Below are 8,974 nucleotides of genomic sequence, written 5' to 3'. Positions count from 1 at the left end.
GGCCCCGCCCGGGGGGGGCGGGGGGGGGGGGGGGGGGGGGGGCGCCCCCCCCCCCCCCCCCCCCCCCCCCCCCCGGGGCGCCCGGCGAGGGTGCCCAGGTAGAAGGAGTGGCCGTGGTTCGGGCGGTGGTCACCGGCGCGGCCGGTTTTCTCGGTGGGGCACTCACCCACGCGCTGCGAAGGCAGGGCGTGGACGTCGTCGCGCTGGACGTCCGGCGCGCGCCCGGCACGGTTCTGGCCGACATCAGCCGGCCGGGCGAGTGGGAACGGGCGCTGGAAGGCGCCGACCTGGTCGTGCACGCCGCGGCGGTCGGCACCGGTGGGGTCGCCGAACTCACCCCGGTCCGTGCGGGGCGCCCTGGCGGGCCGGCGCGAGTGTCCGGCGCCGAGATCCGCCGGGTGACGCTGGGTGGAACGGCGAACCTGCTCGACGCGGCCACCCGGGCCGGCGTCGACCGCTTTCTCCATCTCTCCTGCGTGGACGTGCTGTCCCGCCCGGTGTCCGGCGACGACACGCAGCGCCTGTCGGGCGGCCCGCCCGCGGGGGCCGGTGGCCCGCTGGTGGACGAGACGGCTCCGGTCGGGCTCACCGGCGACGTACGCGCCGACGCACTTGCCGCCGCCGAGCAGGCGGTGAGCGCGGCCGCCGCGCACGGCCTCGGCGTGACCATCCTGCGGGTCGGCGACGCCTATGGGCCGCGGGCCGGCCGGTGGACCCTGTGGCCGGTGCTGCTGATGCGGGCCCGCCGGTTCGTGCTGGTGGGTGGTGGCCGCGGCGTGGTCAGCCCGGTGCATGTCGACGACGTGGTCGACGCGGCGACGGCCGTCGCCGCTGCGGACCGCTCGGCCGTCGCCGGCGAGGTCCTGCATGTCACCGGAGGGGAACCGGTGCTCGCCGCCGAGTTCTTCGGGTATTACAGCCGGATGCTGGACGTGCCCGTCCCCCGATCCGTGTCGGCCCGGGTGTTCGAGGCCGTCGACGCGTGGGAGCGGGTTCGCACTCTGGCCCAGGGTCACCGTGCGGGCGGCGGGTCCGCGTCGACGCCGATGCCGACAGCGGCGCAGGCCGTGGTCTCCGCCGGCGCGCGGGTCGGCGGCGCACGCGTCGGGGCGGAAGAGGAAAAGGCGGTGCCGGCGAGTCAGGTGGCTGGTGCGCTGGTGCGCGGCCTTGGTGCTCGGCTCGCCGCAGGCGTCGATCCGCGGGCGAGAGTCGACATCGGTGCCCTCGGCGTGCGGGAACTGACGCGGGCAGCCGGCTTCTCCGGTGCGCGGATCCAGGACCGCGTCGGTTGGGCGCCGACCGTCCCGCTGGCCGACGGCATGGCCCGGACGGAGGCGTGGCTGCGGGAGCGGGGGCTGCTCGGAGTCCGGGAGCCGTCACGCCGTGGCTGAGGTGCGTCACGAGTGAAGCCCGTCATGGCACAGGTGCACCGTGGGTGAAGGGCCGACCCTCACCACCCCCCGACTGCTCGCACTGCCACTGACGATCTGGAACGCGGGCTACGTCGCGGAGGAGCTCGCCCCGGCGCTCGCGTTCACGGCGGTCGCCGCGCCGTCGGGTGGGCGCGGCCAGGCGAGGGTGGGATCCTTCGGTGGCCTCGTCGGCACGGATCCCTACGCGGCGCCGCCCGATCCGCAGGATCCGATCGGGTCGCTGCGTCGGGAGTTGCGGCGCCGGGCCGGTGCCGGCCGATCGGTGCTGACCTGGGTACTGCGCCGCAAGTCCGAGCCCTCCGCGGTGGGTCTGCTGGCCGCGGACACCCATGGACGGCGGGCCGTGGTGGGAGTGTCGATCGGACAGGGCGTTCGGCGCGACGGCTATGCGACCGAGGCGGTGCGGGCGGGCGCCGGCTGGCTGGAGCACCGCGGCGTCCTGGTCGAGACGCGGATCCGCCGCGGGGACGCGGTCGGTAAGCGGCTGGGACAGGCGACCTCGTTCGTGCCGACCCCGGTACTGGTAGCCGAGTGGTGGCGGATCTGGCTGCGCCCGCCGGCCGGCTGACCGGAGGTCTGCGGCCCGCGCCTCGCACCAGGTGGACCTGCTGGGGCGCCCGGGGCGATTTCCCCCGCGCATGCCTCCCCACCTGCGGCGGAGCGGCCCGCCCCGCCGAGGCAACGCTGAATCGTCCGACGGGCACTGTTGTGTTACACGGTCAACATTGTGTATCCATTGCCCCTTCGGTGGCCCATTGTCGGGCACGCGACAGCAGCATTCTCGTAGTTTCGCGGTCACAGGCCGGCCGGCGGACACGCCGCGCCGGCAGCCCCCTGTTCAGACCGTGATGCCCTGGGGCACCATGTAAAGCGATGTCGCGACCGTTGGCCGACGGGCCGAGCGAGGGCGGGACGTCCGGGGGCGGTCCGTGGGAGGCCCGTCCCGCGTCCGGGGAGGGGAGCCCGAACGGTTCGGCGCTACCTGCGCCTGGGAGGTCAGCAGCATGAGCGTGGAAACCCCTCGGGGTACGCCGGCCGGAGTCCGGCCGGGTGAGGTCACCTACGACCATCTGATCATTCCGTCGCACTGGCGGCGGTCGAACGAGTCCACGCCTGACGCGCCCAACGCGCTGTTCCCGGCCGACGATCCCGCGGGTCACCAGCCGTCCATGTCGCCGATCAACCCGGCGACCGGGGCGATGACCGGCCCTCTGCTGGTCGGGACGACCGCGCGGGCGTTCGCCAAGCTCGACGACCTGATCCGGCTCAGTGTCGAGGACAAGGCGGTGATCGCCGCCCGCCGGGACGAGGCGGACCGGGCGCTGCGCGCGATCTTCCCACCCCGGTGTGCGCTGCCGCTGGTCGGGGTGGCGACGATCGGGTCGGCCGGCCGGGACACGATGATCAGTCCGCTGGACGAGGTGGACATCTTCGCGGTGTTCTCCGCGGCGAACAGCGCCTGGAAGCGTTTCCGGTGGGATTCCCGCGACCTGGTGTTGTGTGTGCGCAACGCGATCGGCGGTGAGCGGATCCAGACGATCGGCAGCCGGGGCCAGGCGCTGCGCATCGTCTACGACTCGCCGCCCGACGTGCACCTGGTGCCGGCCTTCGACCATCCGCGGGCCGGCTACGTCATGCCCGACCGGGTCGGCGGCTGGCTGCCCACCCGCCCGGAGCGGCACCTGAGCTGGATGGCCGATCTCGGCCCGCGGGTCATGTCGGCGGTGCGGCTGCTCAAGGCGTGGAACCGGGTGTGCGGCAGCCATCTGCGTTCGTTCCACATCGAGGCGCTGGCCGGACAGGTGCTCGCCGGGCGCGGTCTCAACACCCGACAGGGCCTCGCCGAGGTCTTCCGCCACATGGACGAGGACGGCCTCGCCGTGGCCGACCCGGCCGACGTGCGCGGCGACCTGTCCGGTTATGTCCGCCCGGAGGACCTTGAGGTACTGGGCGAGAACATCAGGCTGGCCCGGCTCTACTCGGCGAAGGCGGTCGCCGCGGAACAGGCCGGTAACCACGAGGAGGCCGTGGCCCTGTGGGGCTCGGTGTTCGGCCCGGAGTTTCCGACCTTCGGCTGAGCCCCATCCGCGGGTTCAGCTCAGCCAGCGGTCCGGAAGCGAACAATCCCGGCTCGGTCGGGACCGTTCTGCCTGCCCGCCGACCAGCCGCAGCGCCTCCTGACCGTCGCGCTGGGCGGCTTTCACGCGGACCGGCCCGCCGGTGGTGTCGAGATGGACGTCGGCCAGCCGCAGCAGCCGGGCCAGCGGGTTGGCCACCAGCCGGATGCTCTGCACCTTGCCGTGGGGGATCACGTCGAGGTGCCGGTGCAGCAGACCGTGCTGGGAGACGAAGACCTGTTCGTCGGCACCGCAGGCGAGCGCCCGCCAGTGCAGGGGGGCGAGCGCGACCGCGCGCCGCGGCGGGCGGGTCAGGTGGACCGCCGCCACGTCCACCCCGGGCAGCAGCGCGCGGACGAGGGCCAGCGCATCCGCCCGTCGGGCGACAGGCAACAGGACCGACGGCCCGCTACCGGCCACGTTCATCCGGACGGTGACCCAGCCGAACGGCCGCCACAGCAGTGGCCCGCGGATGCTGATCGCCTGTACCCGACCCGGCGGGATGGTGGCGTGCGCCCGTCCGAGCAGGCCGCTGTCGATGCGCAGGCCGTTCGGCGATTCCGACAGGATGTGCGGGTAGCCGGTGGCGAAGACCCGGACGGTCCGGTGCCAGAGCCAGCCGAGTAACGGGATCGCCCCGAGCACGCCGGCAAGGGTGCCGGTGAGCAGCGACGGCACGGCGATCGCCGCCGCCCCGAACAGCGCGACCCACGGTGCGGGGGACAACGCGATCGCGGCGATCAGCCGGCGCGGCGGGACCTCGGCGAGGCGATGGTGCGGCGCCTCGGCGAGGTCGCTCGCCTGGCCCGTCGCGGTGGCCAGCAGTTCGGCGCGCAGCCGGCGCGCGTGCCCGATCGACAGGTAGCGCAGGTCGGAGCCCGAGTCGCCGCCGTCAGCGTCGTGCCGCTCGCGATGTTCCCGGCGTTCCCGCCCGGCCAGATCCAGCCGTAGGATGGCCAGCCCGGTCATCCTGGCGACCAGCGGTTGGAGGATGTCCACGGACTGGAGCCGGTCGAGGCGGACGTAGCGGGTGCGCCGGACCAGCACGCCGGTGTCCAGCCGCAGGCCGTCCCGTTCGATCCGGTAGCGGGTGAACCGCCAGGCGCAGTAGCCGTAGGTTCCCGCGGCCGGAACCAGGAAGATCATGGTGAGGCCGAAGGCCCGGGCGGTGATGTCGGTGGCGAGATCACGCCCGACCGTCGCGACGAACGCGGCGATGATCACCCAGCCGCGCAGGAACGGCGTGAGCGGGTGCAGTCGGCTGAACCCGTCGGATCCCGCCACCACCGCGGCCTGGGGCTGCGGCGCGGGCGGCCGGGGAGGCGCCCCGTCGGCGGCGCCGGGCTTGGTGGTCACAGCCCGGCCGACCGGGCTTCGCCGCGTTCGGTGAGGGCGTCCCGAAGCCGCGCGGCCTCGGGCGGGTACAGCCCCGGGATGACGGCGTCGCTGGTCGCGGCGGCGGTGTGCAGCTGCACCTTCGCGATGCCGAAACGCCGGGCGAGCGGTCCGGAGGTGACGTCGACGAGCTGCATCCGGCCGTAGGGGACGACGACCACCCGGCGGATCAGCACGCCGCGGCTGATCAGCAGGTCGTCCTCTCGCTCGGCGTACCGCCAGGCCCGCCAGACCCGGCCGATCGAATGCCAGCTCCACCCCGCCGCCGCCAGGGGCACGGCGGTAAGCAGGATCCACGGCCAGCCGCCGAGATTGGCCGAGACGAGCATGGTGAGCACCACCGCGGGGACGGCACCGAGCAACAGGAGCGTCCGCCGAAGCTGCCGCAGGGCCGGCGGTAGAACCCGCCACCGGGTGGGATCCGGCAGGAGCGCATCGGCCATGTCGCAACCTTAGGTCGCCGCCTGGGCGCGTCCGGCCGGAATGCCCGCAGCGGTGGAAGCCCGCGAGCCTACGTCCGGTTTGACGGCCTGACAGTGCCAGTGTCCTCAGGCGAACGACCACGGCCTGCCCGTCACGGCCCCTTCCGCGGCGGCGGCAGCGCGCCGATGATCGGTGGTGACGCGGAGTTGATCGTGGGACTGGGACCGTCGTCCTGGCGGGCGAGCCGGCTGGGCCACCAGATCCGCCGGTCGATGTCCAGGGCGAGAGCCGGTACCAGCACCGAGCGCACGACCAGAGTGTCGAGCAGGACGCCGAACGCGACCAGGAAGCCGACCTCGGCGAGCTGGACGAGCGGAAAGAGGATCAGCGCCGAGAAGGTCGCGGCCAGCACGACTCCCGCGGACGTGATGACCCCGCCGGTCACCGCCAGCGCGTGCAGCACGCCGGGGCGGGGGCCGATCCGCTCGGCCTCCTCCCGGACGCGGGTCATCAGAAAGATGTTGTAGTCCACCCCGAGCGCGACCAGGAAGATGAAACCGAACAGCGGTAGGGACGGATCGGCACCGGAAAAGTCAAAGATCCACCGAAAGGCGACCGAACTCGCTCCCAGCGCGGCGACGAAGGACAGCACGACCGTCGCCATCAGCACGAGCGGTGCGACGATCGCCCGCAACAGGAAGATCAGCACCACGAACACCACGGCCAGCACCAGCGGCATGATCATGATGCGGTCCCGCACCGCCGCCCGCCGCACGTCGAGGTTCACCGCCGTGTTCCCGCCGACCAGCGCCTGCGCTCCGGGCAGGCGGTGCACTCTGGTGCGCAGCTCGCGCACGGCCTCGAACGAGGCCGGGCTGTCCGGCCGGTCCCGTAGCACGGCGAGGTACTGCACCTGGGCGCCGACGCGACCGATCTCCAACACGCCGGCGATCCCCGGGGTTCCCCGGATCGCGGCTTCGACCTGCGGCGCCGCCGCGCGGGCCGCGATGACGTAGGTCGGCGCCGTGATCCCCGGTGGGAAGTCGGCGGACACCAGGTCGATGCCGTGCACCGCCTCGACCTCGCGCCGGAAGCCCTGGTCCTCCCGCAGCGAGGTGTTCATCGTGAACAGCCCCAGCGCGAGGACACCGAGAGCGAGCGAAGTGCCCACCCACACGGTGCGGGGCCGGCGGTCGATCGCCGCGCCGATGCGGACCCAGCGCCCCGGCTCCTCGGCGAGGTCGAACTCGGACAGGTCCTCGTGCCCCGGGACGGTCGGTGCGGCAAGCGCCGCGGCGTGGGCGGTGAGCGCCGCGGGTCCGCGCCGGGCCGTGTCGGTGACCGGTGGATGCTCCCCGAACCGGGGGATCCGTGGCCAGAAAAGGCGCCGCCCGCCCAGCACCATCGCCGCGGGCAGCAGCGTGGTCATCGTGATCAGGGCGGTGGAGATGCCGATCGCCCCGACCGGCCCGAGCCCCCGGTCCGACGCGAGCACCCCGAAGAGCAGGCAGAGCATCCCGATGATCACGGTGCCGGCGGAGGCCACGATGGCCGGGCCGGCGCGCCGCAGTGCCTCGATCATCGCCTGCCGGGGGTCGCGGTGACGGGTGAGCTCCTCGCGGTAGCGGGCGATCAGCAGCAACGCGTAGTCGGTGCCGGCGCCGAAGACGAGGACTCGCAGAATGCCGGCACTCTGCCCGTTGACCGTCAGCCCCGTGTGCCGGGCCAGCAGGTAGACAATGCCGGCGGCAGTCTGGTCGGCGATGCCCACCGACATCAGCGGTACCAGCCACAGGAACGGACTTCGGTAGACCACGAGAAGGATCACCGCGACGATCGCTGCGGTGACGAGGAGCAGCCGAGTCTCAATCATGCTGAACAGGTGGAAGGTGTCAGCGATGAGCCCGGCCGGGCCAGTGATCGTGATCGTGGCGCCGGCCGGGACGAGCGGGCGCGCTGCCTGCCGCATCTCCCGCACGTCGGCGGTGAAGGCGCTCGCGTCATCCCGCTGGGCCAGCGGGATGGTGAGGATCAGCGTGCGGCCGTTCGGTGAGACGATCGGCCCGACCGCCGGCCCGGAGGCGTACCGGCGCAGCGCACCGCCGACCGCCGTGGCCGCGCGCCGGTCGGCCGGCGTCAGGCCGCTTGAACGGCGGATCACCACGACCGCGGGTACGGCGTCACCACCGGGAAAGTGCCGCTGCGCCGCGAGCAGACGGGTGGACTCCGCGTCCCGCGGCAGGTAGGCGGAAGCGTCGTTCTTCTGCGCGGTGTCGATGCGCAGGGCCAGCGGGCTGAGTAGCCCCCCGACAGCGACCCAGAAGATGATCACGAGCCAGGCGGATCGGCGCCCGACGATCCACGACACGATCCGCCAACTCCCTCCCGGCCGCGCCACGGGCGGGTCACCGCCCCGGCATACGTCGGACAGTGACGCGTCCGACGCGGCCAGGATCTGCTTCGCGACCCGGCGTCACGGCCCGACACGAATCGTCGCAGGTCCGCGGCTCATGTGCCGAGTCGGAGAACGGATCATCAGCCGACCATGCGGCAGCTCCCGGTGGTTACCGAGCCGTCGGGGACGGTGGCGCGTGCCAGGCCAGGGCGATCTCAGCCGCGACGATGACGTTGTTCCGGACGGCGTTGATGTTCACTTCCAGGCTGGCCCCGCCGGTCTCGCGGTGGAAGGTCTCGAGCAGGAACGGGGTGACGGACTTGCCACGGATGCCGCGTTCCGCCGCCCAGGTCAGTGCGTCGGCCAGCACGCGGTCGTGCAGGACGGGATCGAGTGCCTGATCGGCGGGCAGCGGGTTGGCGACGACGATGGCGGAGCCGAGCCCCAGCGCGTCCGCCGCTGTCATCGTTGCCGCGACCTGCTGCGGATCGCTGACCCGCCAGTCCAGGTCGTAGCTGGTGTGCGGCAGGTAGAACCCGGGGAAGGTGGACGTCCGGTACCCGAGGACGGTCACGCCGAGTGTCTCCAGCCGTTCGAGGGTGGCGCCGACGTCGAGAATCGACTTCACCCCCGCACACACCACCGTGATCGGGGTGGCCGCCAGCGTCACCAGGTCAGCGGACTCGTCGAAACTGACTCCCGCGCCGCGGTGGACGCCGCCGAGGCCGCCGGTGGCGAAAAGGCGGATGCCGGCGCGCGCGGCGAGCAGCGCCGTGGAGGCCACCGTCGTCGCGCCTGACCTGGCGGTCGCACAGGCCGCCGGCAGGTCCCGGACGGACAGCTTGACCACGTCGGGGTCGTCGGCGATCCGGAGCAGGTCGGCCTCCTCAAGGCCGATCCGGGGGGCGCCGTCGATCACCGCGATCGTCGCGGGCGTCACGCCTCGACGCCGAAGCTCCTCTTCCAGCTCCACGGCGACGTCACGGTTGCGGGGCCTCGGCAGCCCATGCGCGATCAGCGTCGACTCCAGCGCTACCACCGGTTCACCGGCGGCGAGAGCTGCCTGAACCGCCGCCGAGACGACTATGTCCGAACTGACCGCCATGAGCCGACCTTATGCCGACGCCGGTCGGCGCCACCCGCCCGCGGCGGGGGGGGGGGGCGGGGCCCCCCCGACCCCCCCCCCGCCCCCCGCCCCGCAAGCGGCGCGG

General features: G+C 73.4%; 7 protein-coding genes. 3 read left to right on the top strand and 4 right to left on the bottom strand.

What is annotated here, in order from left to right; genetic code table 11:
• Positions 1 to 113 precede the first annotated feature (113 nt).
• From MXD60_RS27785 to MXD60_RS27775, 3 genes are all read left to right on the top strand, one after another.
• Positions 114 to 1,391, top strand: a complete 1,278-nt coding sequence (locus MXD60_RS27785; RefSeq protein ID WP_248822656.1) for an NAD-dependent epimerase/dehydratase family protein — start codon at positions 114 to 116, stop codon at positions 1,389 to 1,391.
• A 40-nt stretch (positions 1,392 to 1,431) separates the two neighbouring features.
• Positions 1,432 to 2,001 (top strand): GNAT family N-acetyltransferase, encoded by a 570-nt coding sequence (locus tag MXD60_RS27780; protein WP_248822655.1) that lies wholly within the window; start codon positions 1,432 to 1,434, stop codon positions 1,999 to 2,001.
• A 436-nt stretch (positions 2,002 to 2,437) separates the two neighbouring features.
• The gene (locus tag MXD60_RS27775) at positions 2,438 to 3,511 is read left to right on the top strand and encodes an SMODS domain-containing nucleotidyltransferase (RefSeq protein ID WP_248822654.1); all 1,074 of its coding nucleotides are present in this window, start codon (positions 2,438 to 2,440) and stop codon (positions 3,509 to 3,511) included.
• A gap of 15 nt (positions 3,512 to 3,526) precedes the next feature.
• Here MXD60_RS27775 and MXD60_RS27770 read toward each other — a convergent pair whose 3' ends face one another.
• From MXD60_RS27770 to MXD60_RS27755, 4 genes are all read right to left on the bottom strand, one after another.
• Positions 3,527 to 4,906 carry a PH domain-containing protein gene (locus MXD60_RS27770; RefSeq protein ID WP_248822653.1) on the bottom strand — a complete coding sequence of 460 codons (1,380 nt, stop codon included), beginning with the start codon at positions 4,904 to 4,906 and terminating at the stop codon, positions 3,527 to 3,529.
• Positions 4,903 to 5,388, bottom strand: coding sequence for a PH domain-containing protein (locus tag MXD60_RS27765; protein ID WP_248822652.1), 486 nt, complete (start codon positions 5,386 to 5,388; stop codon positions 4,903 to 4,905). Before MXD60_RS27765 ends, MXD60_RS27770 begins: the two co-directional genes overlap by 4 nt.
• A 131-nt stretch (positions 5,389 to 5,519) precedes the next feature.
• Complete coding sequence (locus MXD60_RS27760) at positions 5,520 to 7,736, bottom strand: MMPL family transporter (RefSeq protein WP_248822651.1); 2,217 nt, start codon at positions 7,734 to 7,736, stop codon at positions 5,520 to 5,522.
• Between the two features lie 196 nt (positions 7,737 to 7,932).
• A complete protein-coding gene (locus MXD60_RS27755; protein ID WP_248822650.1) occupies positions 7,933 to 8,868 on the bottom strand; it encodes a pseudouridine-5'-phosphate glycosidase in 936 nt (311 codons plus the stop codon).
• Between the last annotated feature and the right edge of the window lie 106 nt (positions 8,869 to 8,974).

It is taken from the genome of Frankia sp. AgB32 (genome assembly GCF_023243045.1).
Lineage (GTDB): Bacteria > Actinomycetota > Actinomycetes > Frankiales > Frankiaceae > Frankia.
The sequence above is the reverse complement of the archived record's forward strand: the minus strand, read 5'-3'. Positions and strand labels throughout refer to the sequence as shown.